Raw genomic sequence first — 26,908 nt, forward strand, 5'->3', positions numbered from 1 at the left:
CCCTGCTCCCGAGCCTCCCCTCCGTCCTTCCTCCCCCTCCTCCGAAAGGCAACGGTCAGCCCCGTGAACCCCTCCACCACCACCGAAGACACCCTGTGGATCCGCCGCTTCCGACCGCGCCCGGACAGCGCCGTCCGGCTGGTGTGCCTGCCGCACGCGGGCGGCTCCGCGAGCTTCTACGCTCCCGTCGCGCGGGCCGTGCCGGACTTCGTCGACGTGCTGTGCGTCCAGTACCCGGGCCGCCAGGACCGCCGCTCCGAGCCGCTCGTCGACACCGTCGAGGAGCTCGCCGACGGGGTCTTCACGGCACTGCTGCCCTGGGCGGACCGGCCGCTCGCCCTCTTCGGCCACAGCATGGGCGCCTCCGTCGCCTTCGAGGTCGCCCGCCGCTTCGAGCGGGAGCGGGGCGACGCGCCGGCGGCCCTGTTCGCCTCCGGCCGACGGGCCCCCTCGGCCCACCGGCGCGAGACCGTCCACCTGCGGGACGACCGCGGCATCGTCGAGGAGGTCAAGAGCCTCAGCGGCACCGACACGCAACTGCTCGGCGACGAGGAGCTGCTCCGGATGATCCTCCCGGCCATCCGGGCCGACTACCGGGCGGCGGAGACCTACGCCCCCGCACCGGCGGAGCCCCTGACCTGCCCCCTGGTCGCGATGGTCGGCGACGACGACCCGAAGGTCACCGTCCCCGAGGCGGCGGCCTGGGCCGAGCACACCACGGGCCCGTTCGACCTGCGCGTCTTCACCGGAGGGCACTTCTACCTGGCCCGGGAACAGGCCGCCGTCATCCGTACGATGGTCGACCGGCTCCGCACGGCGGTCGACGGCTGAGCCGTGAGCCGTGAGCCGTGAGCCGACCGGCCGAGACCTGCGGTGATCACCGTACGCCGGCCCGCGCCGCGGTGAGGTCGGCGTCGAACGGGGCGAGGAGCCCGCGACGCCGACCCACGACCGCAAGCCCACCGTCCGTCGGCAGGGCCCGGTGTCGAAGGGTACGCACCGCATTGATCCGGTCACCCTGGGAAGCCGTCCGGTGAACGGGAGGGGGCCGCCACCTGGGCGGCGGGTGCGGGAGTCGACGTGGCGGCGGCGGTCGCGCCCGCCTCCCGGGGGGCGCGGACCTGCCGGTACGCGCCGGGAGCTGGGCGAACGCCCTCCGGATCTCCGATATCCGAACGGGGTGTCCGTAAATCGACCGCCGATGTGCGGTGAACCTTCGTACCTGGCAGGCTCAACCTCGGTTCGGCGCTGCAAAGAAGCCGCAGCGCCGGAAGGAACCTTCGAATCGAAAGTGGGTCTTCCCGTGCGTCACCGCTTAGCCACCGTCTCCGCCGCCGCTCTCCTCTGCTTCGCCGGCGCCACGGGCGTGGCGGAAGCCGCTCCCGCGAGCCTGTACGCCCCCTCCGCCATGGTGTTCGCCGTCACCCAGGGCGACGACGCCGCCACGGGCACGGTCCTGCGGGCCACCGTCCTCAGCTGCGCCTACACCGCCACCGGTACGCACCCCGCCCCCCGGGCCGCGTGCGACGCGCTCAACGCCACCGGCGGCGAGTTCAACCGCCTGCTGGCCGAGCCGAACCCGGACCGGGCCTGCCCGATGCACTACGACCCCGTCACGGTCACCGCCGACGGCGTCTGGCGCGGCAGCCACGTCTCGTGGAAGCACACCTTCTCCAACGCGTGCGCGATGTCCGCGACCCTGAACGGCAACGCCGTCTACGCCTTCTGACACCCCCCGCTCTCACGCGCCGCGCACCGCGGCACCGCGTGACAGCCGTTCCGTCCGCCTCCTCGTCCCCCCGTAGGTCCTCCGAACCCGTGGAATCCCCGCTCCCGCCGGCGTGTGAGCCGAAGGGGAAGAGCGCCGCGGTGTTTGCTGACCGCGCGGGTCCCCACCCGCGGGTCACCGCCCGCGGGGCCGTCCGGCGCGAGGAGGAAGCGGAACCATGAGGTTCGCACAGATCATCGACTTCGAGACCGAACGCATCGACGAGGTACGCGACGCCCTGCGCGCGTACGAGGAACGGGTCCGCGCCCAGGGCCGCACCGGCGCCCCCGTGGCCCGCACCCTCCTGAACGACCGGGCCAACCCGAACCGCTACCTCGCCGTGGTCGAGTTCGACTCCCACGAGAGCGCCATGGCCAACAGCGACGCCCCCGAGACGGGCGAACTCGCCCGCCACCTGTCGACGCTGATGACCCGGCCGCCCGTCTACACCGACTGCGACGTCCACGAGCAGCGGACCATCGGCTGACCGCGCCCCGGGGCCCGAGGCCCCGGGGCGGACCCTCACGCCCCGCTACCGCCGGCGGTCCCCGCGCGCGGGTCGACGGGCGTGAGGACCCCGAGCCGGTCCTCGATGGCCTGGGCGGCGTCCAGGCACAGGTCCTCCCGGAAGGCCCGCCCGACCACCTGCACCCCGCAGGGGAGTCCGTCGGCCGGCCCGGTCGGCACCGCCACGGCGGGGACGCCCACGAAACTCGTCACGGTGCACAGCCGCATGCCCGACGCCACCCGGTCCCGGCCCGCCCGGTCGCGCGACTCCAGCCCGGGCTCCACCGGCGGCTCGGTGAACACCGGACCCAGCAGCAGCGGGTACTCGTCCAGGAACCCGGCCCACGAGCGCCGGATGTTCAACCAGGTGCCCATCAGTGACACGAGCTCGGCGGCGGTCGCGGGCGGGGTCTTCTCCATCGCCATCGCGATGTAGCGGTCCCCGCCCTCGCCGAGCAGCGTCCGCACCGCCGGCCAGGACGGGGCGAACTCCGTCACGGTGATCCGGCCGTAGGCGTCGAGGGCCTCGTCCAGCCGCGGTACGTCCGCCACCTCGCGCACGTCGTACCCGGCGTCGCCCAGCGCGTCGGCCGCCGCCGCCACGGCCGCGCGGACCGAGGGGTGGACGCCGTGCCCGCCCGGGTCCGTCACGACCGCGACCTTGATCCGCCCGCCGAGCGGCTCGCCGTACGGGGGCACCGGCACCGCCCGGGGGTCCCGCGGATCGGTGCCCGCCAGCACCTCGTACGCCAGCCGGAGGTCGCCCACGCTCCGTGCCAACGGGCCGTCCGTGACCAGCATCTGCGAGGCCGGGCCCGGGTCGTCCGGACCGAGGACGCGGTGGTCGGCGGGGAAACGGCCGGTGGTCGGCTTCAGCCCGGCCACGCCGCAGAACTGGGCCGGGATCCGCACCGACCCGCCGGAGTCGTTGCCGAGCCCGAGCGGGGCCATGCCCGTGGCCACGGCCACCGCGTCACCACCACTGGAGCCGCCGGGGGTCCGGCCCGCGTCCCACGGGTTGAGGGTGTCGCCGAACAGTTCGCTGCGCGTGTGCATCCCCGCCAGGATCAGGGTGGGGACGTTGGTGTGCCCCACGGGGATCCCGCCGGCGGCGCGCAGCCGCGCCACCGGGGGCGCGTCGGCCCGCGCCACCAGGTCGCGGAAGCGCGGCGTGCCGAACGTGGTCGCCACCCCCTCGACGGGGGTGGACTCCTTCACCGTGAAGGGCACGCCCGCGAGCGGCCCCAACGCCCCGCCGGCGGCCCGCCGTCGGTCCGTGCGCTCCGCCTCCGCGCGGGCGCGCTCCGCCATGAGCTGCGTGACCGCGTTGACCAGCGGGTTCACCTCGCCGATCCGGGCCAGGTGGCTGTCGACCAGTTCGACGGCCGAGACCTCTCCGCCGCGTACGGCCTCCGCCTGGGCGGCGGCCGACATCTTCCACAGGGCGTCCTGCACGGATTCCTCACTCATCGCTCGTCAGTCGTCGTTCGTTCGCGCAAGGACACGTATCGATGCGCTTGCATCGGTACCGTACCGCTGGAATCGATGCGAGCGCATCGGATAAAATGCGCCGTGCGGCGCGACGCCGCGAGGGAGGAGACGACGGGCGTGCCCAGGCTGGTGGACCACGAGAGGAGACGCCGCCTCATCGCCGAGGCCGTCTGCCGACTCGCCGACGAGCGCGGGCTGGAGGGCGTGACCCTCCGCGACGTCGCCGCCCGCGCACAGGTGTCGATGGGCGCCGTGCAACGGTGCTTCCGCACCAAGGAGGAGATGCTCGTCTTCGCGCTCGGGCACATCGGCGAGCGGATCACCGAACGCGCCCGGGCCCGCGTCGGCGGCGGCCGGGACCGCTCCGCCGGCACCGCCCTGGGCCACGCGGCGACCGAGGTCGCCCTCCTGCGCGAGGAACACCGCGCCGAGGCCCGGGTCTGGCTCGCCTTCGTCGCGCAGGCGGCCGTCAGCGAGCCGCTCGCCGCCACGCTGCGGGCCGACTACGCCTCCCTGGAAGAGGCGTTCACCCGCCTCGTCGCGGAAGCCGGCGAGGGCCGGGCCGACGGCGCGCCCCTCGACGCGCGCCGTGAGGCCCGCACCCTCCTCGCCCTCGCCGACGGCCTCACCGCGCACGTCCTCATCGGCCACCTGACTCCCGGGGCGGCGCACGACGTGCTCGACGCCCACCTGGCCGGGCTCTGGGAACGCTAGGCAGTCTCAGATGCCGTCGCGGTCGCGGCCGTCCACCACGGGCAGGACCCCCGCGGTGCGACGGCGCTTGAGGACGCTCGCGTACACCCCGAGGCCGACGGAGCCGGCCGCCATCATGATGAGACCGACCAGGTCGAGGTTGACGCTCTCCATCTTCCAGTCGCTCGCGAAGGTGAGGATGGCCCCCACCACGATCAGGGCGATGCAACCGCCGATGCCGCGCATAAGTGTCGCCTCCACGTTCGTGGTCGTGTCCCACGCGGGTACCCCGGCCCACGACACGAAAACGGTCCCGTCGCCCGGGAGTTCGAGCAGACCGCCCCCCGCCGGGTTCAGCGACCCGCGGACGAGGGGCGCCCCAGGCGGACCGGGACACCGGGCGAGTACAGGACGCTGACCGGCGCCCCCTGCGGGGCCGGCAGACCGGCGGCGGCGATCAGGTCCTCCTCGCACGTGAGCAGCTCGGCGCGGTACAGGGGCCAGCGCGGATGGTCGTTGGGGAGGTACGCCGCCCTGCCGAGTAAGGCGTTGTGCATGCCCCAGCGTGCGGTGAGGAAGTGCTCCAGCTCGGTGGGTTCCTCGATCCGCGCACCCCTGACCACGGTGATGCGGCTGTGGGCCCCGCGCGGGCCTGGCCCGCGGCGGGAACTCACGTAGCGGACCGTGTCGCCGTGCGAGCGCACGCTCATCCGCGACCAGACGTACGGCAGCCGGAAACAGGCGCGCCCCATCACGACGGGCAACAGCCGGGAGGCGTCCATCGAGCGGAACACGACGCCGCGCCGCCCGTGGGCGTCGACCGAGTACAGCCGCACGTTGGTCTCGGGGAACGAACCGAGGTAGGGCACGCCGGGCAGGCGCAGCCACCCGACCCGGTGCATGCGGAAGGCCACCAGACCGACGTAGGTGACCCCGTCGTGGGTGTCGGGCACGGTGCCGGCCGGCAGGAGCGGGGCCACGACGGCCGGGTCGACGGCCCAGTGGACGAAGGTCAGGTCGAGCCACTCCTGCGTCAGGAGCGGGGCGCCTATGCGGGCGGGCGCGTCGGGCGTCACGGGCACGGGAGGCTGCACGGCGCCAGGATGCCAGACGGCCCCGGCCGCGTCCGCCCGTCCGCCACGCCGGTGCGGAGCCCGCCCGGAACGTCGGTGCGGGGGGCGACACTGGGCACGACGAAGGGAGGCCGTGATGGAAGACGTCTGGCGCGTGGTGCACGCGGAACGTGCGGCCCTGATCGAAGATCTGGCCCGCCTCGACGAAGAGCAGTGGAGGACGCCGTCGCTGTGCGAGGGGTGGACCGTCCACGACGTCGCCGCCCACCTGGTCGACACGGCCCGGACCACCCGCCTCGGATTCGTCGTCGGGCTGGCCCGGGCCGGCTTCGACTTCGACCGGCAGAACGCGCGCGGCGTGGCACGCCAACGCGGGAACGGCCCGGGGGAGACCCTCGAACGCCTGCGGCGGGTCGCGGGGCGGACGTCGACGCCCCCGGCACCCCTCGACAGCCGCCTCGTCGAGGAGATCGTCCACGGGGAGGACATCCGCAGGCCCCTCGGTCTGACCCGCCGCTACCCGCCGGACGCCGTCGTCAGGGCGCTGCGGCTCCAGACGCGCACCCCCGCCTCCTTCGGCGGGGCCAAGGAGCTGGTCGCGCGGGTCCGCCTCACGGCCACGGACACCGGCACAGGCACCGGCGCCGATACCGACCTTGCGATCGGGGACGGGCCGGCGGTGACGGGCCCCGCGCTCTCCCTCCTGCTGGCCGTCTCGGGCCGCCGGGCGGCCCTGGCGGACCTCTCCGGGCCGGGCGTCGAGGTGCTGGCGGCGGGCACCTGACCCCCGCCGGCGAGGTTGGCACGAATCCCGCGATCGGTGGCAGCACGGCCACTCGTACGCCCCCGGCCGCGCCGGCAGTCTTCAGGGCATGACAGACGCACCGCTCGGCCGCAGCGCCCAGTACACGATCCTGACCACCGGCTACACCCTCTCCACCGGACCCGGCGTCGCCGCCACGGTCTCCTACGTCACCGACGGCGAGCACCACGTGATCGTCGACCCGGGCATGGTCGCCGGTCGCGACCGGATCCTGGGCCCCCTGGCCGAACTGGGGCTGGGACCCGACGACATCACCGACGTGATCCTCAGCCACCACCACCCCGACAACACCATGAACGTCGGTCTCTTCGGCCGGGCCCGCGTCCACGACCACAAGGCCGTCTACCGCGACGACCAGTGGACCGACCGCGACGCGGAGGGCCACGAACTCACCCCCTCCCTCAAGCTCATCCGCACCCCCGGCCACAGCGCCGAGGACATCACCCTGCTCGTCGGCACCGAGGACGGCGTCACCGCCTTCGTCGGCGACCTCTGGTGGCGCCCCAACGGCCCCGTCGACGACCCGGTGGCCCCCGACCACGACGTCCTGCGGAACTCCCGACTGCGGGTCCTGGCCACCGCCGACACCATCGTCCCGGGCCACGGCCCCGCCTTCCCGGCCGACGACACCGCCCCCCGCTAGGCCGTGTCTTTCGGATCGTCGGAGCGCCGGGCGAGAGCCCTGCGCTGGGCCGGAGTGAGCCGGTCCTGCCGGGCCGTGACCAGGTGCGCGCCGGCCGGGGTGCGCCGAAGGACGAGTGGTCCGCAGGCCTCCGGGTGGTGCTCGGCGGCTTCCACGGCGGTGGCGACGCGTGCCGGTGGCCAGCCGAGTGCGGTGGCGAGTTCGCCGCCGGCGAGGGGCCGGGCCGCGTGGAGGAGGGCGGTGAGCACGGTCATCGCGTCGTCGAGGGCGGTGCCTGCCGAGGGGTCGGTCATGTCCCGGTGGACTCCGGCGAAGAACCGCCGCATCGCCTCGAGTCGTGCGCCCGCCGCGTTGCCGGGGCCGAACAGATCGGCGCCCGCTCGGGCGGTGTCGGCCCAGGCGGCGTTCTTCCGGGCGCTCGCCGACCAGAGGCGGAGCCAGACCTCGTCGTCGATGACGTGGTGTGCGCGGCGACGGCCGGGCTCGTGGGCGCGGGTGAGGACGTCGAGCCCTTCGAGGTATCCCACGGCCTTGGACACCGAGGCCGGGCTGACCCCCAGACGCCCGGCGAGTTCCGCGGCGGTCCGCGCGCCGGAGGGGGTGGTGACCAGGCAGGCCAGCACCCTGGCGGCCGTGCGGGGCAACCCGGCCGCGGTCATCAGGGTCGCGAAGGCGTCCGTGAAGGCGCGGACGGCGTCGGGGTCCCGCCCGTGCACGGCCTCGGCGTCGGCGTCGGCGGCCGGTGGCGCCGCCGGCCGTGGCGGCCGGTTGCGCCGCCGCCAGGAACTGGCCCGGTCGGCGTGTTCCGCGCGGTAGCCGCCCGGGCCACCGTGGCGGGCGACCTCCCTGCTGACGGTCGAGGTCGGCCGCCCCAGTCGCCGGGCGATCGCGGCGTACGGCAAGTCCTCGGCCAGTCCCGCCTCGATGTCCCCGCGCTCCTTCGCGGTGAGTCTCCCGCCGCCCATCTCCGCCCCCGCTCGGGTCCCGCGAGCCGGCTCGACGTGGCCGGGGCCGGTGCGTTGCGTTAGCCGTCACCGGCAACGCTACAAGATCCGGGGACCTCCCCGATTCCCGCCGGTTCCAGGGCTCGCGCCGGTTCCGCGGAGGGCTGTGCGGCGTAGCTTTCAGGTATCGCGAAAACCTGATCCCGGGGGGTTCACATGGAGGAGACCACGTCGGCGGCGCACGTCACCCGAGGAAGCCGCGACGCCGTCCGCCGCGTGCTCGACCGGGCGGTGGGGGAAGGGGGAGTGCCGGGAATCCTCGTTCACGTCCGTGACGGCGGCGGGCAGTGGTTCGGTACGGCGGGGGTCGGCGACACCCGGACCCGGCGGGCGCGTGGGCACGAGGACCGGTTCCGGATCGGCAGCATCACCAAGACCTTCACCGCCACCGTGATCCTGCAACTGGTGGGCGAAGGCCGACTGGCCCTGGAGGACACGGTGGAGCGATGGCTGCCGGGCGTGGTCACCGGCAACGGTCACGACGGCGGCACGATCACCGTCCGACAGCTCCTCGATCACACGAGCGGAGTGTTCAGCCACACCGGTGACCAGCCGGCACTGAGCAGGCGGGAAAGCTACACGCCCGCGGAACTCGTGGAGATCGCCGTGTCGCATCCGGCCGACTTCCCGGCGGGGACGGGCTGGGCGTACTCCAACACCAACTACGTGCTCGCCGGGATGATCGTCGAGCGGGTGACCGGCCGGACGCTCGCCGAGGAGATCACCGACCGTCTCGCCCGCCCGCTCGGCCTGACGGGAACCTCCCTGCTGCTCGGCGCCGACCCGCTGCTGCCCGAGCCCCACGCGAGCCACTACACCAGACTGTTCTCACCCGACCCGGACGCCACGGTCCACGACGTCACGGAACTGGAGACCAGTCCCTACTGGGCGGCGGGCGGGATGATCTCCACCGTCTCCGACCTCGACCGGTTCCTCGCGGCACTGCTCGCGGGGCGCCTCCTCCCGCCGGAGCTACAGCGCGAGATGTTCACCACCGTCCCGACGGTGGACTGGCTTCCGGGCGCCGCCTACGGTCTCGGAGTCTCCCGCCTGATCCTGCCCTCCGGCACCGCCCTCTGGGGCATGGGCGGCGCACTGTTCGGCTCCTGGTCGTACGTCTACGGCACGCGCGAGGGCACGCACCTGCTCGCGGTGAACGTCAACGCCGACTGGGCGACAGGACCTTGGGAAGACCCCGTCGGCATCTTCACCGACCTCCTGGAGGCCGAGTTCGGCCGGCCTTGAGCGAGCCTCCGGTGCACCGGTGGCCGGCGGTGGCGCCACCGCCGCTGCGCCCGGCCCGCGCCCATCGGGGCGGTCTGCGGGGGGCCGGCCCCACGGGGTCCGTCGGAGGTGTGAAGATGGCCGCCGTAGGTCTGGACACGGTGGCCGAGACCGGTGCGACCGCCCGGTCCGCGCCACCGGGAGCGGAAACCGGTTGCCGGGCGTTGACCGGTCGAGGGGAGATTGATCTCTGTTGTACGCACCGCACCACCCGAGCGAGGAGGAGGGCCCGATGAGCGCCGCCGAGGAGGGACGGCAGTGGCCGGACGAGGTCAGTGTCGACAATGCGAGGGCGACGCTGCTCCAGCTCCTGGCCCGGTCGGGCGTCCACGCCGATGACGCGAGCCAACTCATCGGGCTCGTCGAGGCGGGGGTGCTGGCCCTCGCGCACGAGGAGCTGAGCGAGCGCGACCGCGGCGCGGGGTGGAAGGACAAGGGCGAGGAGTACGCGGCGGGCCGCCTCGACGGCGAGGAGGACCTCCTGGAGCGGCTGGGCGTCATCGCCGAGCGGACCCTCGTCGGGGCCGTCGGGGAGGAGGGTCCCGCCTCCCGGGCGGGGGAGCACCCGCCGGTGGGCCGCGTCGAGGTGGAACGGGCCCAGGTGGCGCTGTCCCCCCTGTACCTGTCGTTCGCGGCCGTCTCGGAGCTGGACCCGGAGGTGACGGGCGAGGTGCTCGTCGCCGTGCTCGCCACGATGGGCCCGCGCCGACGGGCCGGGTACGCCACCCGGCTGACGGAGTTCACCACCGCCCACCACGCCCGACTGGAACGGCTGTTCGCGACCTACGGGCCGGGCAGCGCCATCACGATGCACGGCCGCTACTCGCTGCTCCACTCCGCCGCCGGCATCGCGGTGCTGGAGCGGCTCGCCGCCGCGCCGGCGGAGCTGCGGGAGGAATGGGACGCGGCGGAGCTGCCGCCCGCGTGGCTGGACGGGCTGACGACCGCCTGGCACACCACCGGCTGACCGCCCCTCACGACACCGCCCCGGACGGCCGGACCGCCGGACCGCGGGGAGACCCGTTCGCGGCGGCGCACCCCCGGGGCACCGACCCCGGGGGTGCGCCGCCGCCGCGGACGCGACGGTCAGCGCATGCGCGGCAGGCGCAGGCTGAGCAGCACCGTGAGCGCGATCAGGGCGAGCTGCGCCAGCAGCGTCACGCTCACCGCGTCGCGCGGCCCCACAGCCGGGGCCAGGGCGAGGAACAGGCTGCCGAGGGTGGCGACGCCCAGCGCCAACGCCGACTGCTGGGCGGTGATCATGACGCCGCCGCCCACACCGGCCCGGTCGGCGGGCACGTCCGACAGCATCAGCCTCATCAGCACGGGAAGTTGCAGCCCCTGCCCCAGACCCGCCAGGGCCACCCCGGGGGCGAGGACGGCCGGCCCCGGCTGCTGCGGACCGTACCGCAGCGTGACGAGCAGGAGCGCGATGCCGGCGGCCTGGAGCACGCCACCGGCGGTCACCACGCGGGTACCGTAGCGGCCGACCAGACGCGGACCGGCCAGGGAGGCGCCGAAGAAGGCCACGGCCATCGGGACCAGCGCGAGCCCGGCCGCGACGGGCCCCATCCGCAACTCCCGCTGGAAGACGATCGCCAGGACGAACATGAACCCGCTGAACCCGACGGAGAACGGCAGCACCACGGCGAGACCGCGCCGCAGGGAAACGAGCCCCAGCAGGCTCGGCGGCACCAGCGGGGTCCGGCCGCGCCGGTCCGCCCGCCGCTCGACGACGGAGAAGGACACCGCCGCGAGCGGGAAGCAGGCCAGCGAGAACCAGGTCCAGGCAGGCCACCCGGCGGCCCGCCCCTCCGTCAGCGGCAGCAGCAACGAGACCAGCGACAGCGCGAGCAGCAGCGTGCCCGGGACGTCCACGGCGGCCGGGCGGGCCGACCGGGTCTCCGGCACCGCGCGCACGCCGAGCACCAACCCGAGGACCACCACCGGGACGTTGACCAGGAACACCGCGCGCCAGCCGGTCCCGGCGACGTCGGCGGCGACCAGCACCCCGCCGAGGATCTGCCCCGCGACCATGGACAGGCCCGCGGTGGCCCCGTACAGGCTCATGGCACGGGCGCGACGCGGCCCCTCGGTGGTGGCCTGGATGGTCGCGAGGACCTGCGGCAGCATCAGCGCCGAGGCCGCGCCCTGGGCCACGCGGGCGGCGACGAGGGTCCAGCCGGTCGGGGCCAGACCGCAGGCGAGCGAGGTGACGCCGAAGGCGGCCATGCCGACGAGGAAGAGCCGGCGCCGACCGAGGGTGTCGCCGACGCGCCCCCCGAGCACGAGCAGGACGGCGTACGCGACGCCGTAACCGCCGACGACCAGTTCCAGCAGGGCCGGGCCGGCGGCGAGGTCGCGCTCGATGGACGGCAGTGCGACGTTCACGATGAAGAAGTCGATCAGGGGCAGCGCGGCCCCCAGCAGCACGGTGAACAGCCCGAGGGCGCCCAGGGGCGTCCCCGGGCCCGCGCCGCCGGCCCGGGGGACGTGCGGGCCGGCGGCGCCGGGCGCCGAAGGGGAGGGGGTGCGGGGCGATGCGGTGGATGTATCGGTCACCCTTCGACGGTGCGCCCCCCGCCAGACGGGTACCAGAGCCTGCCGATCCTGGTACCGGCACCACCTGGCAACAGGATCGACGGTGCGGCAGGCTGGTCCCATGACCACTGTGGCCCCCGGAAGCGACGTCCGCCGGCACGAGCTCGCCGACTTCCTGCGCAGCCGCCGCGAGCGCATCACCCCCGAGCAGGTCGGGCTGGTGCGCGGTCCGCGCCGACGCACGCCGGGCCTGCGCCGCGAGGAGGTCGCGCAGCTGTCCTGCGTCGGGGTCACCTGGTACACGTGGCTGGAACAGGCGCGCGACATCACCGTGTCGGCCCAGGTGCTCGACGCCGTCGCGCGGGCGCTGCTGCTCGACGGCAGCGAGCGGGCGCACCTGTTCGCGCTGGCCGGCAGCCTGGACCCGGCCCCGAACACGCTGTGCCCGAGCATCACCGCGGGCGTCCGGGCGATGCTGGACCGGTTGGGTCCGATGCCCGCCTGCGTGCAGAACAGCCGCTACGACATCCTGGCGCACAACGCCACGTACGGACGCCTCCTGGGAGACCTGGCCAAGACCCCGCCCGAGGACCGCAACATCATGTGGCTCGCCTTCACGGACCCCGGCTGGCGGGCCGCCCTGGTGGACCTGCCGGGCGCGCTGCGGACGATGGCGGCCAAGTTCCGGGCGGCGATGGCCGAGCACCTGGCGGAGCCGGCGTGGAAGACCCTCCTGGCCCGGCTGGAGGCGGCCTCGCCCGAGTTCCGTGAGGTGTGGGCCCGCCACGAGGTCGTCGGGCCGGGCGCCCGGTCGAAGTACATCCGCAACCCGTACGTCGGCCTGCTGCACCTGGAACACACCAGCCTGTGGCTGGGCCCGGCGAGCGGCCCCCGGATGGTGACCTACGCACCCCTCGACGAGGAGACCCACGAGCGGCTGCGCCGCCTGGAGGAGCTGTCCACCGACACCCCCGCGCCCGGGGCCGCGGGGGTTCAGCTCAGCGCCGGGTCCCCGTCCGAGACGGCCTTCGGGCACGGCGTCCGGCGGTAGTCGCCCCGGTAGACGGAGTGGAGGCTGTAGCTGTGGTCCTTCGGGAGACCGGCCACCTCGAAGGTGCCGTTCTCGTGCGCGTCGACGACCGCGGCGGTCCGCTCGCCCTGCGGGCCCGCGTACAGCACGAAGATCTTCTCACCGGGGTAGAAGCCGCTGCCCGACAGCCCGATCCGGCCCTGTGACCCCCCGGACACCGCGCAACTGGCGGCGGGCACGGCCCCCGGCGCCCGCTGTGCCCCCTGCGCCGGGCCGGCCGCGGTCACGGCGAGCGCGGTGAGGGCGCCGAGCGGCACGATCGTGGCGACCGTGGCCGACAGGATCTTCCGAGTGAGGCTTCGCATCATGGTCGCTCACTTCCCCCGAGGGGGTCCGCAGCCCATTCCGTGGTCCCGTCCCGTGGTCCCCTCCCATGGTTCCATCGGCCGTTCGCCCCCGCATCCGCTGTCCGCCGCCCCACGGGAGCGGGAGCGTCCCTCCCCACCCCCGTGGGGGAGGACGGTCCCGGCGTGGTCGGACGGCGGACGGCGGTCGCCCTAAGCGGGAGGCGCGCCGCCGGCGGCGACCGGACGCGTCAGGGTGCACACCCCGTCCTCACAGCTGCGTTCCAGACGGCCCCGGGAGACGGTCTGCACGAGGCCGATCACCCAGCAGGTCGGGCAGCCGCGGAGGGCGACGAAACCGAGCGGTGCGGCCACCAGCGTGGCGGGTCCGGCGAAGGGCACCAGGGCGATCGAGCCGATCAGGAGCCCGAAGCCGAGGGCGCCGCGCACCAGGTGGCGCGGGACGGAGGCGCTGGCGAACTGGGATCCCGTCCGCAGCGAAGCGCCCGGTTCCGCGGCCTTGCCGGCCCCTTGCGTGAGGGTCCTCATGCCGCCGTCCCCCCTTCGGTCGCGCCGTCGCCCGCCGCGAGGGCCTGCCGCAGCGCCGCCCGGGCCCGGTGCAACCTGGACTTCATGGCCGCGTCGCTCAGACCGAGCGAGCGGGCGACCAGACGCCCCGGATACCCCTGGATGTCCCTCATGATCAGCACCTGTCGTTGGTCGCGGGGCAGGGCGCCGACCGCGACGGCGACCCGCTCGGCCTCCAGCCGCCGCAGGACCGAACTCTCCGCCGAGGGCGCGGTCTCGCCCTCCGGTTCCCCCACGACCGGCCCCGAGGCGAGCAGCCTGAGGTGCCGCAGGCATTCGTTGCGCACGATGCGGAACATCCAGGAGGCCAGGGCGCCGGAGGCGCGGAGCGTACCGATCTTCCGGTAGAGGATGATCAGCGCTTCCTGCGCGGCGTCCTCCGCGTCCTGCGGCGTGGCGCACAACGACAGCGCGAACTTGCGCACATGGGGTTGCGACTCCATGACCACGGTGGTCAGCGAGGTGATGTTGCCGTCCTGAGCCGCCTTGATCAGCTGCTCGTCCGGCCAACGGTGGCTTCGGTTCATGCTCCCTGCCCGTATCCGGCGGATCGTCGTGGTGGGTGACCTGTGCGGATCAACCACGGCCCCGGCCCCTGCGCTTGAGCAGCGTCACGGTGCAGACGCAGACCAACAGGGCACCGACCACGGCGATGATCGCGACCGTCATGCTTCGTTCCTCCTCGTATCGACCGACGCCTGCGCGTCCGGTTCGGGTACAAGAGGCGGGGGACGGCGAAAAGGATTCACGGATCCTACGGCGAGAGCGCGGCCCGTCGGACTCAGACCATCAGCAGGACCCGCGTGTTCGGGAGGAGCTTGCGGTTCACGCTCGTGCTCTGCACGAAGATCGTGAACTCGTCGTTGTGGTCCGGCTTGACGCGGACCTCCGCGTCCGGCAGACCGAGCAGGGCGCGCGCTTCCGGGCCGGTGTACACCCGGTCCGTCTTCTTCTCCAACACCGCGATCTGCTTCCGGGCCTGGATCTTCTCCGACTTGCCGAGCTGGTAGAAGGCGCCACCGTTGCGGAATGTGTTCCCGCTCTCGACGACCCATTCGCGAATGGCCGCCTCGCGCGTGACGGGAACCAGTCGGTATTCCGACGGATTCACGGGCGTGAGGCCCGCCGCCTTGATGGTTTCGCTGTTGACCGCCTGTGCGCCGGTGGAGAACACGGCGCGCGATCCGCGGATTCCCTTGGTGCGGCCCACCATGAATTTCTCGGTGGCTTCCTTGATGACCTGACCGGCCTCTTCGAGACCCCGGGTGCTGGTGGCGTCCCAGATGGCGATGTTGTCCTTCGGGAAACCGAACTGGGTGGCCTCGCGCTTGCCCATCTGGTCCGGCACGAGGACGGCGAGCGTCCAGTTGTCCTCCTGCGTCGCGATCATCTCGGCCACCGCCCGCACCAGCGCGCGCGGGTCCGTGGCCGGCGCGTCCGGGCAGCGGTGACTTGCGTTCTCCTGCCCGTCGGTCAGCACGAACGTCAGGAAGCTGTGGTCGCCGTACAGTTGCGCCGTCTGCGCGAGCTCCCGCTGCGACTTCAGGGTGGCCGCCAGCAGCGCCGTCATCCCGCCGACCCGGTACAGCTGCCTGAGGGACGGCATGCGCAGCACGTCCTTGTCGTAGATGACGCATTCCACCGTGTCGGCGAAGACGTAGACGGTGACGCGGGTTTCCTGGTCCAATTCCCGGGAGCGGCGGGCCAGATATTCGATCTGCTGGTCCGCGACCTCCACGACCTTTCCGTTCAGGTGCGACATCGAGGAACTCGCGTCCAGGACGAGCGCGACGTGATTGATGAAATTCTGGCTACCGGACATGAACATCCCCCTGTTTCCGCTTGGATGTTCCCACCTTCTCACCCACCACTGACAATCGATCCCGACTCCGCGCCCGGCCGGAGCGGGCGCGGAGTCGGGCGTGATGCGGCGCGGTCCGGTGCGGTCCGGTGCGGTCAGGCGCCTTCGTCGAGGACGGTGCGGATCAGGGCCCGTTGGGCGTCGGTGAGGGCGGGGTCCCGGAGGTCGAGCACCTCGTCGTCGACGGTGATCCGGTAGTGGTAGCCGTCGGCCGCGGGGGCGACGGCGCGCTGTGCGAGTGCCTCCAGCGCCGCCGCGTCCGCGCGGCCCGCGGTGTCGAGCGCGCGGAGCTTCTGGTGGCCGGTGAAGCCTCCGGAGCGGGTGACCGTGATCAGCATGGCGCTTCCTCCCTGTGTTGACGGGTCGTCCGGTCTGCGGGGTCGCAGCCACCGACGCGGATGCCCCGAACGGCGGCCCGCCACCGGGCCCCGGGCCCCCGGCGTCACGTCTGTCCGAAAAGCGGCGCCCTACGGGGCCACCCGGCCGCCGTCGGAAACGATCGCGGCCCCGGATCCCGCCGCGGCCCCGGACCCCGCCCGGGCCTCCGCCGCGATCCGCGCCGCGAGCCCGTCCAGCAGGGTGTCCAGCGCGGCCAGGAAGACCGTCGTCCCGTCCAGCGCGGCCATGTGGGACACGCTGCGGGCGATGGCCGGGAAGGCGACGGGGTCGGCCGCCGGGTACTCGCGGGTCCAGGCCTGCTCGTCACCCGTCCGGGCGGCCCCGTCCAGGGTCTCGAACGCCGCGTCCATCCCGGCCCAGGCCAGGGCGAAGTCCCCGTAGACCCGGTGCAGGACGGCGGCCAGAGCGGGGGAGCAGCCGGCCCGGCCGAAGGCCGCGAGGATGTGCTCCACGATCCGCATCTCGGCGGGGCGCCGGGTGGTGCGGTAGGTGGCCAGGACCGCCGCTCCGGGATGGCGCAGGGCGACCTCGCGCGTGCGCAGCGCGAGGTCGCGCAGCGTCCGCCGCCAGTCCCGCGCGGGCCGAAACCCCGTCAGGGTCTCCTCGAAGAGGCGGTCGGCCAGGGCCAGGTGGAGTTCGTCCTTGTCCCTGACGTGGCGGTACAGGGCGGAGGGATCGACCCCGAGTCTTGCGGCGAGCCGGCGCACGCTGAGCGCGGTCGGGCCCTCGTCGTCGGTGAGCGCGAGGGCGGCGTCCACGATGATCCGCAGGTCCAGTTCGACTTTGGGGGGACGGCCTCTGCCTCGTGCTGCCATGGGGTGATCAGACCAGGCCGGACGGCGGCTCCGCAAGCCCCGGAGGCCGACCCGAAATGTTTTTCCCACACCGTTGACAAAATAGTGCGGCGAGCGGTTGTCTGCGGGGCACCCAGAACCGAGGAGTGCTGCTCATGGACCAGGGAAGACCCGCCGACGGGGCCGCGCCCGCCGCCACGTTCCAGAAGACCCTCAGCACCCGGCACGGCGTCGTCATCGCGCTGGCCAACATCAGCCCCACCGTCAGCGTCGGCATCGGCCTCGCCTTCCTCGCCGCGCTCGCCGGCACCGCGATGCCCGCCGCCTTCCTGCTCGCGGCCCTGCCCATCCTGGCCGTCTCCGGCGGCTACGCCCGCCTCGCCGCACGCGATCCCAACTGCGGGACGGCCTACGTCTGGGTGCGCCGGGCGCTCGGCCCGTGGACCGGCTACCTCACCGGATGGACCTCGGTCGCCACGAACATCCTGTTCCTGTCCTACGCGGGCCAGCTCACCGGGCAGTTCACCCTCGGCCTCCTCGCCGAGGCCGGCGTCCGGGCCGTCCCGCCGGACGACCCCGTCGCCGTCACCGTCACCGGTCTGGTGTGGAGCGCGCTGATCGTGCTCAGCGCCCTGCGCGGGGTCAGGGGAGCCACCGCCGTCCAGAGCCTCCTGCTCGGGGTCTCCGCGCTCGTGGTCACCGTCATCGTGATCACCGCCTTCGCCCGGGGCGACGCCGCCCCCGTCTCCGCCGCGTGGTTCTCGCCCCTCGCCTTCCCCGACACCCTCACCCTCCTCAGGGCGACCGTGATGGCGGCGTACATGTTCTGGGGCTGGGAGAGCGCCTTCTCCGTCGTCGAGGAGTCGACCTCCGCCCGCTCCCCGGGCCGCGCCGGCATCATCGCGATCCTGGTCACCACCGGCTTCTTCCTCTTCTCCGCCACCGGCTTCCTGCACGCGCTGAGACCCGAACAGCTCGCCGACCCGCTGTCCGGCGTCACCGAACTGGCCCGCACCTTCTACGGGACGGGCGGCGCGGTCGCCGCCCTCGCCGCGATGCTCCTCGCCACCGTCGCCTGCATGCAGTCCAGCGTCATCGCCGGAGCCCGACTCACCCTCGCCATGGGGCGCGACGGCGTCCTGGGCGCCGGCTGGACCCGGCTCCACCCCGCGTGGGGGACCCCGGCCACCTCCACCCTGCGCATCGCCGCCCTCGCCGTCGGCGTGTCCCTCGCGGGACTCGCGGTCGGCTCGCTCTCCGAGGTGGTCGTCGCCGTCGTCAACTCCGTCGGCATCCTGGTCTCCCTGATGTACGGGGTCGGCGGCATCGCCTGCGCGGTCACCTTCCGCCACGAACTGCGCGGCCGCATCCGGGACGCGCTCGTCGTCGGACTGCTGCCCCTGCTCGGCGGCACCGCCCTGCTGCTGCTCGGCGCTCTGGTGGCCTGGCAACAGTGGACCTCGGTGGACCACCTGGCCTTCGACGCCGAGAACGGACGCTTCCTGACCGCGCTGCCCCTCACCGTGGTCGCCCTGGGCGTCCCCGCCGCCCTGTGGACCCGATTCCGGCGCCGCGCCGCCTACTTCACCCGGCCGCCGGCCCCCCTCGCCCCGGAGCCCGACCCCACACCCGCCCCGGCCGCCGCCGGGGGCTGAACACCACACCACGCACCGGGGGCGGACGTCGAAGCGCCCGCCCCCTACCGCCCCCGCGCCGCCGTCACAGCGCCGACACCCACCCCACCGTCACCCACCGGAGCCCACTCACATGCAGCACGCAGACCTCGTACTCCTCAACGGCACCGTCTGGACCGCCTCCCCGGCGCGCCACCGGGCATCGGCCCTGGCCGTCACCGGCGGCCGGATCACCGACCTCGGCACCGACCGGGAGGTCCGCGCGCACATCGGCCCCCGCACCGAGGTGGTCGACCTCGGCGGCCGTTTCGTGCAGCCGGGGTTCACCGACGCGCACGTCCACCCGGTGATCGCCGGGATCGGGATGCTCGGGTGCGACCTGAGCGCGGGTCGCACCGACCGGGACTACCGGGCCACCATCGCCGCCCACGCCGCGGCCCGGCCCGATGCCACGTGGATCCAGGGCAGCGGCTGGTCCTTCGACGCCTTCCCCGGCGGACTGCCCCACCGCGACCGGCTCGACGACATCCTCCCCGACCGGCCCGCCTACTTCCCCGTACGCGACGGACACTCCGCCTGGGTCAACACCCGCGCCCTCGCCCTGGCCGGGATAGACCGGCACACGCCCGACCCCGCGGACGGCCGCGTCGAGCGCGACGCCGCGGGCGAACCCACCGGCGTCCTGCACGAGGGCGCCATGACGCTGGTCGGCGCGCTCGTACCCCCGCCTTCGGCCGCCGAGGCCCGCGCCGGGCTCCTCGCCGCCCAGGAGCTGCTGCACTCGCTCGGCATCACCGGCTGGCAGGACGCGCTCGTCGGCGCCTACGCCGGATTCCCCGACCCGCTCGACACCTACCTCGCCTGCGACGCGGACGGCTCCCTGACCGCCCGTGTGCGCGGAGCGCTCTGGTGGGAACGTGACCAGGGCCTCGAACAGATCGACTCCCTGCTCGCCCGCCGCGAGAAGGCGGCCCGGGGAAGGCGCTTCACCGCGGGCAGCGTCAAGATCATGCAGGACGGCGTCGTGGAGAACTTCTCCGCCGCCATGCTGGAGCCCTACCTCGATTCCTGCGGCTGCCCGGGGGACAACGCCGGGATCTCCATGGTCGACCCGGCCCTGCTGCGCGAAGCCGTGACAGCCCTCGACGGCCACGGCTTGCAGATCCACTTCCACGCCCTCGGCGACAGGGCCGTCCGCGAGGCCCTGAACTCCCTGGAAGCGGCCGTCGAGGCACACGGCCACACGGGCCTGCGCCACCACCTGGCCCACCTCCAGGTGGTGCACCCCGACGACATCCCGCGCTTTCGCACCCTGCGCGCCGCCGCCAACATGCAGCCGCTGTGGGCCGCCCACGAGCCCGCCATGGACGAACTCACCCTGCCCTTCCTCGGTGCGGAACGCGGCCGGCGCCAGTACCCGTTCGGCGCCCTGCACGCCGCCGGCGCGGTGCTCGCGGCGGGCAGTGACTGGTTCGTCTCCAGCCCGGACCCGTGGCACGGCATCCACGTCGCCGTCAACCGCCAGGTGTGGGCCGAGGAACTGGGCGAACCCGACCTGCGCCCCCCGTTCCTGCCCGAGCAACGCCTCGCCCTCACCGACGCCCTCGTCGCGTACACGGCCGGATCCGCCTGGGTGAACCACCAGGACGACGCCGGTGTCCTCGCGGTCGGCCGGCTCGCCGACCTCGCGGTCCTCGACCGGGACCCCTTCGCCGTCGCCCCCGCCGACCTGCACGCGGTGCGCACCGTGCAGACGTACGTCGGCGGCGTACGCGTCCACGGCCCGGAGGACCTCCCCACGCACTGAGTCCGCCCGTGGCGCCGGGCCGCGCGAACCGGCCCGCACGGTCCGGCGCCACCGCGGCGGCTCCGCTCAGCGCAGCCGCTTCCAGAAGGGGGGCACCTCGCCTTCCCTGCGGTTGTGGTGCGGGGTGACCTCGCGCGGGGTGATGGACCAGGGGCTGTCGCACGCGATCACCAGCAGTCGCGCGCCCCGGGTCAGCGCCACCGTGCTCCGCCCCGACCTGTACCCGGTGTACAGCTGCCGGCGCGAGGCGCTGCGCCGGATGCCCTCCAGCCGGAACCAGGCGTCGTCGCGGCTGTTGCGGTGCCTGATGGCGAGGTCGACGGCGGGCCCGGAGTACGCCAGGACCTCCGGGCCGACGCCTTCGAGGCGCTCGGAGAGGTCGCGCAGCACCGCCACCGAGCCGAGGGTGATCCGCCACTCGCCCCGGGCCTTGACCCGCAGCCGCAGCGGGCCGTTCCCGTCGTGGTCGACGATGCCGCGCCCGGTGAAGTCCTCCATCCAACTGTGGATCACCGAGGGGGACTTGTCGCGGTTGCGGTGGTCGAGCGCCGTGACGTCGATCAGGCTTTCCCCCACCCGGGACACCTCGACCACCACGAATCCGGCGGGTATGGGGGCGTCGAACCGGACGATGTCCTCCCCCTTGCCCTCGTACGAGACGGAGGGGAAGTCCGGTCCGAAGTCGGTGGGGAGGTGGTTGATCCGTCGGGTGAGGGTGCCCAGCAGGGGAGCGCCGGTCTTGGAGACGGGGGTTCCGGCGGGCAGGTCGATGCCTGCGGCCGGCTCCACCGGGTGCGGTTCCGCCGGGTGCGGTGCCATCGCGTGCGGTGCCACCGGGTGCGGCGCCGCCTCCCCGGGCAACGGCGGCGCGGGCGGAGGCGCTTCGGGCAGCGCGGGCGCCGGCGGCGGGGCTCCGGCCCCCACGACCTCGGGCTCCTCGACCTCGGGCTCTTCATCGTCCTGCTCCACCGTGAACCCGTAGTCCGCGGCCAACCCCGGCAGCCCGGAGTCGTAACCCTGTCCGACCGCCCGGAACTTCCAGCCCCCGTCCCGGCGGTAGAACTCGCCCAGCACGTACGCCGTCTCGGTCGTCGCGTCATCGTCGTCGACGGAGTACACCACCAGCCGCTCGCCGGTGGCCGTGCTGATCGCCTCCACGTACAGCCCCGGCACCTCCCCGAAGGTGCCGCCCTCGCAGGACGCCGCGATGAGGACGCGGTCCACCTCCGGCTCGACCCGCCCCGGGTCGATCTCCAGCCAGTCCGCCGTGCGTCCGTCCTCGCCCCGGGCGTTGCCCAGGAGCCGTACGGCCCCGGTGGAGTGCGCGCGCTGGTTGTAGAAGACCAGGTCGCTGCGGTCCCTCACCTTGCCGCTGTCGTCCAGCAGCAGTGCCGCCGTCTCGATCTCGGGCACGCCGGGCCCGGTCGCGCCACGGACGACGGCGACCCGCACGGGACCGCCGGGCACGGGCAGATTGCCCCCCTTGATGATCTGCGTCATGGGCGCATCGTCGCAGGCGGGGCGGTCGTGCGTCGAGCATTCGGCCCGTGGATCCCGGGAGTTGGGACGGGTGCGCGCGGCCCGGCCGGCGGAGGTCGTCCCGTTCAGGGCCGCGGCGGGGCCTGAGAGCCCTCGGCGAGGACGCCCGCCGCGAAGACCCCCGCCGCGCCCGCGGCCCCGGCGGCGCGCGCCGCCCGACGCGGCAGGCCGGGGTCGGGGGAGGAGCGCAACAGGAGCAGTTCCTGGTAGAGCGGGGCCGTGGCGGCCACCAGCAGGGACCGCGCGTCCGTACCGCCGGGGAGTTCACCGCGTCCCACCGCCCTGACGACGACCGGTGCGCAGCGGGCGTAGCGGTCCTCCCAGAAGCGGGTCAGCGCGCCGGCGGCCTCGGCGGAGCGGAACGACGCGGCGATCAGGGCCGTGGTGAGGCCGGCCGCCGGCTCGGCGCGGCCGGGGTCCAGGGCCTCGTAGACCTCCAGGTTGAGGGCGGTGAGGTCGCCCTCCAGGGACCCGGTGTCCGCGGGCTCCCAGGTGTCGTCGGCCGCCGCGTCGAGTACGTCGGCCAGCAGCCCGCCGACGTCGCGCCAGCGCCGGTAGACGGTGGTGCGGTGCACCCCGGCGCGTTCGGCGACGACGTCCACGGTGAGCGCGTCGTACCCGTCGGACACCAGGACCTCTCCGACGGCCGCCAGGACCTGTGCGCGGACGCGGGCGCTGCGCCCTCCGGTCCGACGCCGGGGGCCGGCGGGTCCGTCAGGGGCGGTCGCGGAGTGCGATCGACGGTCGGAGCCGGAGCCGGAGCCGGAGCCGGGGGCGGGGGCGTGGGCGCGGTCGGGTCCGGGGTCGGGTTCGGCGGGTCGGCTCGAAGGATCGCTTGCGTCCGGCGTCATGATCATGGCACCATCTTAACGCAACATTCGTCGCTATAAGGAGTTCCCGATGTTCCTCCGCGTTCCGTCCGCCGCCCGCGCCCCCCTCCCCGCACCCGCCGCCCGCGCCGCCCTCCAGGAGTTCCCGTATGACCGCGACCACCGCACAGCTCACCGCGCTTGACGTCACCAAGGCCTACGACGGCCGGCTCGTCCTCGACTCCGTCACCTGCGCCCTCCCGCCCGGCGGCCGCATCGGCATCGTCGGGGAGAACGGCTCCGGCAAGTCGACCCTGCTCCGCCTGCTCGCCGGCGCCGAACACCCGGACCGGGGGCGGATCATCGCCCGCGCCGACGGCGGCATCGGCTACCTCGCCCAGGAGGAGGAACTGCCCGGACGGTTGACCGTCCAGGAGGTCATCGACCGCGCCCTCGCAGAACTCCGCTCGATGGAAGCCGAGTTGCGAAGGCTCGAACAGCGCATGGCCGAAGGCGCCGCCGAGACCGACCCCGCCCTGCTCACCGCCTACGCCGATCTGCGGACCGGCTACGAACTCCGCGGCGGCTACGAGGCCGACGCGCGCGTCGAGCGCGCCCTGCACGGACTCGGCCTGGTCCGCGTCCCCCGCCGACGCACCGTCGACGCCCTCTCGGGCGGCGAACGCGTCCGGCTGCGGCTCGCGGCCCTGCTCGCCGCCGCGCCCGAGGTACTGCTGCTGGACGAACCCACCAACCACCTCGACCACGAAGCCTCGCGGTGGCTCGAAGAACACCTGCGCGCCCGCACGGGCACCACGGTCACCGTCTCCCACGACCGGGTCTTCCTCGAACGCGTCGCCGACACCCTGCTGGAGGTGGACGGCGACACCCACCGGGTCGTGCGCTACGGCAACGGCTACGCCGGATACCTGACGGAACGCGCCGCCGCCCGCCTGCGCCGCGCCGAGGCGCACGCCGCCTGGCGGGAGGAGGCCGAGGCCCTGCGCGAGCGCGCGGCCGGCAGCGCCCGCAGGGTGGCTCCGGGCCGGGCCCGCAAGGACGGCAACAAGATGGCCTACGACCGGGCGGCCGGGCGGGTCCAACAATCCGTCGCCGGACGCGTCCGCCAAGCCGGGGAACGACTGGAGCGCCTGCTCGCCCACCCCGTCCCCGCACCGCCCGAACCGCTGCGCTTCACCACCACCCCCCGGGCGGGCCGGACCCGGGGAACGCTGGTGTCGGCCACCGCCCTGGAGGTCCCCGGACGCCTGGCGCCGGTAGACCTGACCCTCCGCGCCGGGGACCGGCTGCTGGTCGGCGGGCCCAACGGGGCCGGCAAGAGCACCCTGCTGGGGATCCTCGCCGACGAGGGCCCGCGGCCCGGGACCCCGAACCGAGGCCTGCTCGTACGCCGCGGCCGGATCGGCCGGCTGAGCCAGTCGCCCGACCACGGCCCCGCGGACCGCAGCCTCCTGGCCGCCTTCGGACACGGCCGCCCCGGCGACCCCGAGGAGCACGCCGAACAGCTGCTCTCCCTGGGCCTGTTCGCAGCCGACCGGACGCACCTTCCGGTGGGCGCGCTGTCCGCCGGGCAGCGACAGCGCCTGGCCCTGGCCCGGCTGCTGAGCGAACCGTACGACGTCCTGCTCCTGGACGAGCCCACCAACCACCTCGGCCCCGCGCTGGTGGAGGAACTGGAGGCCGCGCTCGCCGGCTTCCCCGGCGCGGTGGTCGTCGTCAGCCACGACCGCATGCTGCGCTCGCGGTGGCGGGCGAGCCGGCTGGACCTCGTACCGGCGGACCGGCACGCGCCGGCCGCGGCCTGACCACCTCCCTCCCGCACCGCCGAAAGGACACCGTGCCCCGCGACCCGTTTCCCGAGCCCACCACCTACCGGTCCTTCCCCGTGGCCGACCCCGCCTCCGGCCCGTACGCCCTCACCACCGGGCCCGACGGCGCCCTGTGGTGCACCCTCGTCCACACCGGGCGGATCGCCCGCCTGGACCCCGACGGGCCGACCGCCGTCACCGAGTTCCCCCTCGACTCGGCGGACTGCGGACCCGCGCAGATCACCGCCGGCCCCGACGGAGCGCTCTGGTTCACCCGCATGCGGGACCACCGCGTCGGCCGGATCACCACCGACGGCACCACGAGCTCGTACCCCCTCCCCACGGCCGGCGGCGGACCGTACGGCATCACCACCGGGCCGGACGGCGCCCTGTGGTTCACCGAGCTGAACGCCGACCGGATCGGCCGGATGGAACCGGACGGCTCCGTCCGCGAGTTCGCGCTCCCGGTACCGGCCGGCTCCTACCCCTCCATGATCACGACGGGCGGTGACGGGGCCCTGTGGTTCACCCTCAACCAGGCCCACGCCATCGGCCGGATCACGACCTCGGGCGAGGTCACCGTCCACCCCCTGCCCGACCCGCCCGCCGGACCGGTCGGGATCACCGCCGGGCCGGACGGCGCCCTGTGGTTCACGGAGATCGGCGCGGGCCGGATCGGCCGGATCACGACATCGGGAGAGACCGCGGGCTTCCCGCTGCCCGACCCCGGATGCCGGCCGCACGCCATCACCACCGGCCCGGACGGGGCCCTGTGGTTCACGGAATGGGCCGCCTCCCACGTGTCGCGGCTCACCGTCGCCGGAGAACTGACGCGGTACCCGCTGCCCGCGCCCGACTGCGAGCCCCACGGCCTGGCCTTCGGCCCGGACGGAGCCCTCTACACGGCGCTGGAACGCGGTGACGTCCTGCGGCTTGGGACGGACGCCACGGGGACGGACACCACGGGGACGGACACCACGGGGGTGGACGCCGCGGCGACGAGCGCCTCCCACTGATCACGCGTCGGTCCGTCGTGCGTCGGCGTGAACTCCGGGTGGTCGGCCAACCATGCGGTGACGTGGCGGTCGACCTCCTCGGTGCCGTAGGCCTCGTCGGCCGGGAGCACGAGGTGGCGCACCAGGGCCCGCGCCCTCATGACGACCGGATCGTCGAAGGCGCAGGCACCGAGGGCCGCGGCCCGCCGGTCCGCGGGCAGCGCCGCGCTCTCGGCGAGGCGCCGCTCGTTGCCCTGATCGGCCTTCACCTGTGCGTCGAACCACGGTCGCAGGGCCTGTTCCGCCCAGGCGTGGTACGCGTCCGGATCCGCGGCGATCTCCTCGACGTGCGCGGCGACGTGCCGTGCGGCGCGCAGCCCGAGGGCCGCTCCGTGGCCCAGGGTGGGGTTGGTGTGCAGGATGCTGTCCCCGGCGTTGACCAACCCGGTGACGACGGGTCCCTCGCCGTCGCGGAGCGAGGTCCAACGGTTGTCCAGCCCGGCCATCGCCAGTACGCCCGAGAGCGGTTCGGGGGCCAGGTCGAGCCAGGCGGCACTGGCGGGGAAGGAGCGTGCGGCGGCCTCGAACACGGCGGGGTCGAGGAGGGCGCCGCGCGTCGGATCGGCCGTGGAGAGCACCAGGTGCACCGCGAAGACGTCGTTGTCGGACGGGAAGACCCCGGCGAGCGCGAACGGCGCCGCCGAGCCCGTCTTCACCCGCCCGGGGTCGCGGGGGCCGTCGGCGCGCAGCCGGTACCAGCGGCACAGGTAGGCGATCCCGGCGCGGTGGCTTTCCACCACCGGCGGGCGACAGCCTGCCGCGATCAGCCAGGCGGGAACCGGCGAACGGCGCCCCGCGGCGTCGACGACGAGGTCCGCCGGGTACGTCCGCGCGCCCACCCGCACCCCGGTCACCCGGGGAGGACGGCCCTCGGCGAGGACGAGCCCGTCCACGCGGTCCCCCCGACGCACCTCCAGGGTGCGTTCGCGGCGCACGGCAGAGGCCAACGCGGCCTCCAGCACGATGCGGCGGGTGCGCAGGGTCACCAGGTCCTCGTCGCCGTCCCGGTGCGGCGGACGCCGCTCGAACCAGTCGAAGTCGTGGTACTCGCGGGCCCCGCGCGCCAGCAGGTCGGCGTGGACGTCGGGCGCCTCCTCGCGCAGCACGGTGCGCACCGGGGCGAGGAACGAATGGGGTTGGACGGCCTGCGGGGTCCGCGGCCGGGGCCAGTGGAAGAAGTCCCGCTCCAGGTCGTCCCCGGCCTGCCGCGCGTCCTGCTCGAACAACGTGACCGCGTGGCCCCGTCGCGCCGCCATGAGCGCCGTCCCGAGCCCGCCGATTCCCCCGCCGATCACCGCAACCCGCGCCATGAACTCCCCTTCGCGTCGTGTTGCGGGGCGATCCTACTACCCGATGATCTTGGCTCGGGCCGTCGAGCGTTCCGGTCCGTCA

At 74.2% G+C, this 26,908-nt stretch carries 27 protein-coding genes; 13 read left to right on the plus strand and 14 right to left on the minus strand.

Annotated features, from left to right (window positions below):
* Positions 1–63: 63 nt before the first annotated feature.
* The 3 genes from ACZ6ZI_RS32545 (at position 64) to ACZ6ZI_RS32555 (ending at position 2,255) form a co-directional block, all read left to right on the plus strand.
* Positions 64–831: a thioesterase II family protein gene (locus tag ACZ6ZI_RS32545; protein ID WP_469526941.1), complete on the plus strand. Its 768-nt coding sequence runs from the start codon at positions 64–66 to the stop codon at positions 829–831.
* A 472-nt stretch (positions 832–1,303) separates the two neighbouring features.
* The gene (locus tag ACZ6ZI_RS32550) at positions 1,304–1,729 is read left to right on the plus strand and encodes a subtilase-type protease inhibitor (protein WP_363063541.1); all 426 of its coding nucleotides are present in this window, start codon (positions 1,304–1,306) and stop codon (positions 1,727–1,729) included.
* Between the two features lie 217 nt (positions 1,730–1,946).
* A complete protein-coding gene (locus ACZ6ZI_RS32555) occupies positions 1,947–2,255 on the plus strand; it encodes a hypothetical protein (protein WP_469526942.1) in 309 nt (102 codons plus the stop codon).
* Positions 2,256–2,290: 35 nt separating this feature from the next.
* On the opposite strand, the gene ACZ6ZI_RS32560 is transcribed toward ACZ6ZI_RS32555, so the two are convergent.
* Positions 2,291–3,745: an amidase gene (locus ACZ6ZI_RS32560; protein WP_469526945.1), complete on the minus strand. Its 1,455-nt coding sequence runs from the start codon at positions 3,743–3,745 to the stop codon at positions 2,291–2,293.
* A gap of 138 nt (positions 3,746–3,883) precedes the next feature.
* Here ACZ6ZI_RS32560 and ACZ6ZI_RS32565 point away from each other — a divergent pair, with 138 nt between their 5' ends.
* Positions 3,884–4,480 carry a TetR/AcrR family transcriptional regulator gene (locus ACZ6ZI_RS32565; RefSeq protein ID WP_469526948.1) on the plus strand — a complete coding sequence of 199 codons (597 nt, stop codon included), beginning with the start codon at positions 3,884–3,886 and terminating at the stop codon, positions 4,478–4,480.
* A gap of 6 nt (positions 4,481–4,486) precedes the next feature.
* Here ACZ6ZI_RS32565 and ACZ6ZI_RS32570 read toward each other — a convergent pair whose 3' ends face one another.
* Both ACZ6ZI_RS32570 and ACZ6ZI_RS32575 read right to left on the minus strand, forming a co-directional pair.
* Positions 4,487–4,705, minus strand: coding sequence for a hypothetical protein (locus tag ACZ6ZI_RS32570; protein ID WP_363063548.1), 219 nt, complete (start codon positions 4,703–4,705; stop codon positions 4,487–4,489).
* Positions 4,706–4,812: 107 nt separating this feature from the next.
* The gene (locus ACZ6ZI_RS32575; protein ID WP_469526950.1) at positions 4,813–5,553 is read right to left on the minus strand and encodes a YqjF family protein; all 741 of its coding nucleotides are present in this window, start codon (positions 5,551–5,553) and stop codon (positions 4,813–4,815) included.
* Between the two features lie 115 nt (positions 5,554–5,668).
* On the opposite strand from ACZ6ZI_RS32575, the gene ACZ6ZI_RS32580 reads away from it, so the two are divergent.
* Positions 5,669–6,316: a maleylpyruvate isomerase family mycothiol-dependent enzyme gene (locus tag ACZ6ZI_RS32580; RefSeq protein ID WP_469526951.1), complete on the plus strand. Its 648-nt coding sequence runs from the start codon at positions 5,669–5,671 to the stop codon at positions 6,314–6,316.
* 88 nt (positions 6,317–6,404) lie between these two features.
* Positions 6,405–6,998 carry an MBL fold metallo-hydrolase gene (locus ACZ6ZI_RS32585; RefSeq protein ID WP_469526953.1) on the plus strand — a complete coding sequence of 198 codons (594 nt, stop codon included), beginning with the start codon at positions 6,405–6,407 and terminating at the stop codon, positions 6,996–6,998.
* Here the strand turns inward: ACZ6ZI_RS32585 and ACZ6ZI_RS32590 are convergent.
* On the minus strand, positions 6,995–7,963 hold the full coding sequence (locus tag ACZ6ZI_RS32590; protein ID WP_469526955.1) for a GbsR/MarR family transcriptional regulator: 969 nt from the start codon (positions 7,961–7,963) through the stop codon (positions 6,995–6,997). The two genes, ACZ6ZI_RS32585 and ACZ6ZI_RS32590, sit on opposite strands and share 4 nt — an antisense overlap.
* 195 nt (positions 7,964–8,158) lie before the next feature.
* On the opposite strand from ACZ6ZI_RS32590, the gene ACZ6ZI_RS32595 reads away from it, so the two are divergent.
* Positions 8,159–9,247: a serine hydrolase domain-containing protein gene (locus tag ACZ6ZI_RS32595; protein WP_469526957.1), complete on the plus strand. Its 1,089-nt coding sequence runs from the start codon at positions 8,159–8,161 to the stop codon at positions 9,245–9,247.
* A gap of 271 nt (positions 9,248–9,518) precedes the next feature.
* A complete protein-coding gene (locus tag ACZ6ZI_RS32600) occupies positions 9,519–10,253 on the plus strand; it encodes a hypothetical protein (RefSeq protein ID WP_469526959.1) in 735 nt (244 codons plus the stop codon).
* 119 nt (positions 10,254–10,372) lie between these two features.
* On the opposite strand, the gene ACZ6ZI_RS32605 is transcribed toward ACZ6ZI_RS32600, so the two are convergent.
* Positions 10,373–11,848, minus strand: a complete 1,476-nt coding sequence (locus tag ACZ6ZI_RS32605) for an MFS transporter (RefSeq protein WP_469526963.1) — start codon at positions 11,846–11,848, stop codon at positions 10,373–10,375.
* Positions 11,849–11,948: 100 nt separating this feature from the next.
* On the opposite strand from ACZ6ZI_RS32605, the gene ACZ6ZI_RS32610 reads away from it, so the two are divergent.
* The gene (locus ACZ6ZI_RS32610; protein ID WP_469526965.1) at positions 11,949–12,878 is read left to right on the plus strand and encodes a helix-turn-helix transcriptional regulator; all 930 of its coding nucleotides are present in this window, start codon (positions 11,949–11,951) and stop codon (positions 12,876–12,878) included.
* Here ACZ6ZI_RS32610 and ACZ6ZI_RS32615 read toward each other — a convergent pair.
* The 6 genes from ACZ6ZI_RS32615 to ACZ6ZI_RS32640 form a co-directional block, all read right to left on the minus strand.
* On the minus strand, positions 12,821–13,225 hold the full coding sequence (locus ACZ6ZI_RS32615; RefSeq protein WP_469526967.1) for a hypothetical protein: 405 nt from the start codon (positions 13,223–13,225) through the stop codon (positions 12,821–12,823). The genes ACZ6ZI_RS32610 and ACZ6ZI_RS32615 overlap by 58 nt on opposite strands.
* 189 nt (positions 13,226–13,414) lie before the next feature.
* Positions 13,415–13,750: a hypothetical protein gene (locus tag ACZ6ZI_RS32620; RefSeq protein WP_469526970.1), complete on the minus strand. Its 336-nt coding sequence runs from the start codon at positions 13,748–13,750 to the stop codon at positions 13,415–13,417.
* The gene (locus ACZ6ZI_RS32625) at positions 13,747–14,316 is read right to left on the minus strand and encodes an RNA polymerase sigma factor (protein ID WP_363058433.1); all 570 of its coding nucleotides are present in this window, start codon (positions 14,314–14,316) and stop codon (positions 13,747–13,749) included. The genes ACZ6ZI_RS32620 and ACZ6ZI_RS32625 overlap by 4 nt, the downstream gene beginning before the upstream one ends.
* Positions 14,317–14,570: 254 nt before the next feature.
* On the minus strand, positions 14,571–15,611 hold the full coding sequence (locus ACZ6ZI_RS32630) for a vWA domain-containing protein (protein WP_469526971.1): 1,041 nt from the start codon (positions 15,609–15,611) through the stop codon (positions 14,571–14,573).
* 134 nt (positions 15,612–15,745) lie between these two features.
* Positions 15,746–15,988, minus strand: coding sequence for a protealysin inhibitor emfourin (locus tag ACZ6ZI_RS32635; protein ID WP_469526974.1), 243 nt, complete (start codon positions 15,986–15,988; stop codon positions 15,746–15,748).
* 129 nt (positions 15,989–16,117) lie between these two features.
* Positions 16,118–16,864, minus strand: a complete 747-nt coding sequence (locus ACZ6ZI_RS32640; protein ID WP_469526976.1) for a TetR/AcrR family transcriptional regulator C-terminal domain-containing protein — start codon at positions 16,862–16,864, stop codon at positions 16,118–16,120.
* A gap of 134 nt (positions 16,865–16,998) precedes the next feature.
* Between ACZ6ZI_RS32640 and ACZ6ZI_RS32645 the strand changes: the two genes are divergently transcribed.
* Together ACZ6ZI_RS32645 and ACZ6ZI_RS32650 are read left to right on the plus strand one after the other, a co-directional pair.
* The gene (locus tag ACZ6ZI_RS32645) at positions 16,999–18,498 is read left to right on the plus strand and encodes an APC family permease (protein ID WP_469526977.1); all 1,500 of its coding nucleotides are present in this window, start codon (positions 16,999–17,001) and stop codon (positions 18,496–18,498) included.
* A 112-nt stretch (positions 18,499–18,610) separates the two neighbouring features.
* Complete coding sequence (locus tag ACZ6ZI_RS32650) at positions 18,611–20,284, plus strand: amidohydrolase (RefSeq protein WP_469526979.1); 1,674 nt, start codon at positions 18,611–18,613, stop codon at positions 20,282–20,284.
* A gap of 66 nt (positions 20,285–20,350) precedes the next feature.
* On the opposite strand, the gene ACZ6ZI_RS32655 is transcribed toward ACZ6ZI_RS32650, so the two are convergent.
* Together ACZ6ZI_RS32655 and ACZ6ZI_RS32660 are read right to left on the minus strand one after the other, a co-directional pair.
* Entirely contained in the window at positions 20,351–21,784 is a 1,434-nt protein-coding gene (locus ACZ6ZI_RS32655) for a TerD family protein (RefSeq protein WP_469526982.1), read from the minus strand.
* Between the two features lie 104 nt (positions 21,785–21,888).
* Positions 21,889–22,680: a TetR/AcrR family transcriptional regulator gene (locus ACZ6ZI_RS32660; RefSeq protein ID WP_469526984.1), complete on the minus strand. Its 792-nt coding sequence runs from the start codon at positions 22,678–22,680 to the stop codon at positions 21,889–21,891.
* 122 nt (positions 22,681–22,802) lie between these two features.
* On the opposite strand from ACZ6ZI_RS32660, the gene ACZ6ZI_RS32665 reads away from it, so the two are divergent.
* Positions 22,803–24,458: an ABC-F family ATP-binding cassette domain-containing protein gene (locus ACZ6ZI_RS32665; protein WP_469526985.1), complete on the plus strand. Its 1,656-nt coding sequence runs from the start codon at positions 22,803–22,805 to the stop codon at positions 24,456–24,458.
* Positions 24,459–24,490: 32 nt separating this feature from the next.
* Positions 24,491–25,477 (plus strand): Vgb family protein, encoded by a 987-nt coding sequence (locus ACZ6ZI_RS32670; RefSeq protein ID WP_469526988.1) that lies wholly within the window; start codon positions 24,491–24,493, stop codon positions 25,475–25,477.
* On the opposite strand, the gene ACZ6ZI_RS32675 is transcribed toward ACZ6ZI_RS32670, so the two are convergent.
* Complete coding sequence (locus ACZ6ZI_RS32675) at positions 25,360–26,826, minus strand: NAD(P)/FAD-dependent oxidoreductase (protein ID WP_469526989.1); 1,467 nt, start codon at positions 26,824–26,826, stop codon at positions 25,360–25,362. The genes ACZ6ZI_RS32670 and ACZ6ZI_RS32675 overlap by 118 nt on opposite strands.
* Positions 26,827–26,908 lie beyond the last annotated feature (82 nt).

The sequence above is a fragment of the Streptomyces sp. NPDC103540 genome, assembly GCF_055584445.1.

Excerpts from the sequence above, each read along its gene's own strand:
- ACZ6ZI_RS32640 (WP_469526976.1), bottom strand. The coding sequence starts at position 16,864 with ATGGCAGCACGAGGCAGAGGCCGTCCCCCCAAAGTCGAACTGGACCTG.
- ACZ6ZI_RS32635 (WP_469526974.1), bottom strand. The coding sequence starts at position 15,988 with ATGCTGATCACGGTCACCCGCTCCGGAGGCTTCACCGGCCACCAGAAG.
- ACZ6ZI_RS32610 (WP_469526965.1), top strand. The coding sequence starts at position 11,949 with ATGACCACTGTGGCCCCCGGAAGCGACGTCCGCCGGCACGAGCTCGCC.
- ACZ6ZI_RS32590 (WP_469526955.1), bottom strand. The coding sequence starts at position 7,963 with ATGGGCGGCGGGAGACTCACCGCGAAGGAGCGCGGGGACATCGAGGCG.
- ACZ6ZI_RS32570 (WP_363063548.1), bottom strand. The coding sequence starts at position 4,705 with ATGCGCGGCATCGGCGGTTGCATCGCCCTGATCGTGGTGGGGGCCATC.
- ACZ6ZI_RS32560 (WP_469526945.1), bottom strand. The coding sequence starts at position 3,745 with ATGAGTGAGGAATCCGTGCAGGACGCCCTGTGGAAGATGTCGGCCGCC.
- ACZ6ZI_RS32585 (WP_469526953.1), top strand. The coding sequence starts at position 6,405 with ATGACAGACGCACCGCTCGGCCGCAGCGCCCAGTACACGATCCTGACC.
- ACZ6ZI_RS32555 (WP_469526942.1), top strand. The coding sequence starts at position 1,947 with ATGAGGTTCGCACAGATCATCGACTTCGAGACCGAACGCATCGACGAG.
- ACZ6ZI_RS32650 (WP_469526979.1), top strand. The coding sequence starts at position 18,611 with ATGCAGCACGCAGACCTCGTACTCCTCAACGGCACCGTCTGGACCGCC.
- ACZ6ZI_RS32620 (WP_469526970.1), bottom strand. The coding sequence starts at position 13,750 with ATGAGGACCCTCACGCAAGGGGCCGGCAAGGCCGCGGAACCGGGCGCT.
- ACZ6ZI_RS32625 (WP_363058433.1), bottom strand. The coding sequence starts at position 14,316 with ATGAACCGAAGCCACCGTTGGCCGGACGAGCAGCTGATCAAGGCGGCT.
- ACZ6ZI_RS32630 (WP_469526971.1), bottom strand. The coding sequence starts at position 15,611 with ATGTCCGGTAGCCAGAATTTCATCAATCACGTCGCGCTCGTCCTGGAC.
- ACZ6ZI_RS32615 (WP_469526967.1), bottom strand. The coding sequence starts at position 13,225 with ATGATGCGAAGCCTCACTCGGAAGATCCTGTCGGCCACGGTCGCCACG.
- ACZ6ZI_RS32675 (WP_469526989.1), bottom strand. The coding sequence starts at position 26,826 with ATGGCGCGGGTTGCGGTGATCGGCGGGGGAATCGGCGGGCTCGGGACG.
- ACZ6ZI_RS32660 (WP_469526984.1), bottom strand. The coding sequence starts at position 22,680 with ATGATCATGACGCCGGACGCAAGCGATCCTTCGAGCCGACCCGCCGAA.
- ACZ6ZI_RS32580 (WP_469526951.1), top strand. The coding sequence starts at position 5,669 with ATGGAAGACGTCTGGCGCGTGGTGCACGCGGAACGTGCGGCCCTGATC.
- ACZ6ZI_RS32665 (WP_469526985.1), top strand. The coding sequence starts at position 22,803 with ATGACCGCGACCACCGCACAGCTCACCGCGCTTGACGTCACCAAGGCC.
- ACZ6ZI_RS32600 (WP_469526959.1), top strand. The coding sequence starts at position 9,519 with ATGAGCGCCGCCGAGGAGGGACGGCAGTGGCCGGACGAGGTCAGTGTC.
- ACZ6ZI_RS32645 (WP_469526977.1), top strand. The coding sequence starts at position 16,999 with ATGGACCAGGGAAGACCCGCCGACGGGGCCGCGCCCGCCGCCACGTTC.
- ACZ6ZI_RS32595 (WP_469526957.1), top strand. The coding sequence starts at position 8,159 with ATGGAGGAGACCACGTCGGCGGCGCACGTCACCCGAGGAAGCCGCGAC.
- ACZ6ZI_RS32655 (WP_469526982.1), bottom strand. The coding sequence starts at position 21,784 with ATGACGCAGATCATCAAGGGGGGCAATCTGCCCGTGCCCGGCGGTCCC.